This window comes from Flavobacterium orientale, from assembly GCF_014638005.1.
Lineage (GTDB): Bacteria > Bacteroidota > Bacteroidia > Flavobacteriales > Flavobacteriaceae > Flavobacterium > Flavobacterium orientale.
This window is the reverse complement of record NZ_BMFG01000049.1, coordinates 1-528: the sequence shown is the minus strand read 5'-3', so window position 1 is coordinate 528 and position 528 is coordinate 1. Positions and strand designations below refer to the sequence as shown.

Genomic DNA, 528 nt, shown 5'->3' with positions numbered 1-528 from the left:
ATGCGACCTTCATGCGCCTCAAGGAAGATGCCATGAACAATGGGCAGACAAAGCCTGCCTATAACCTTCAAATTGCGACAGAGAATCAATATTGGACGAATTTCGCCCTTTATCCCAATCCAACATACACCCTGACCTTCAAGCCTTTTTTGGATAAGTACAAGAAAAGATATGGAAAGCAATCCAAGAGCGTCACCGCAGACTCAGGGTATGGCTCGGAGGAGAACTACGAGTACCTAGAGATGGAAGAAATGATGGGTTATGTAAAGTACAACTGGTTTCACAAGGAACAGCATAAGCCTTTCAAGGAGGATGCCTTCAACCAAGCGAACTTCTACTACAACAGGGATGATGACTATTATGTCTGCCCCATGGGACAACACATGGAACCTTGTGGACAACGGCAAACGAAAAGTGACTCCGGCTATGTGTCTGTCATTACATTATATAGAGCACAACGATGTGATGGATGTCCGCTTGGAAGTCTCTGCAAGAAATCCAAAGGCAACAGAACCATATATACCTCAG

1 protein-coding gene is annotated in these 528 nt (G+C 44.9%); it reads left to right on the top strand.

Features of this window, described 5'->3' with window-relative positions:
* Positions 1-528, top strand: a 528-nt coding sequence (locus IEV15_RS14585; RefSeq protein WP_188363268.1) for a transposase, incomplete at both ends; no start/stop codon positions are given.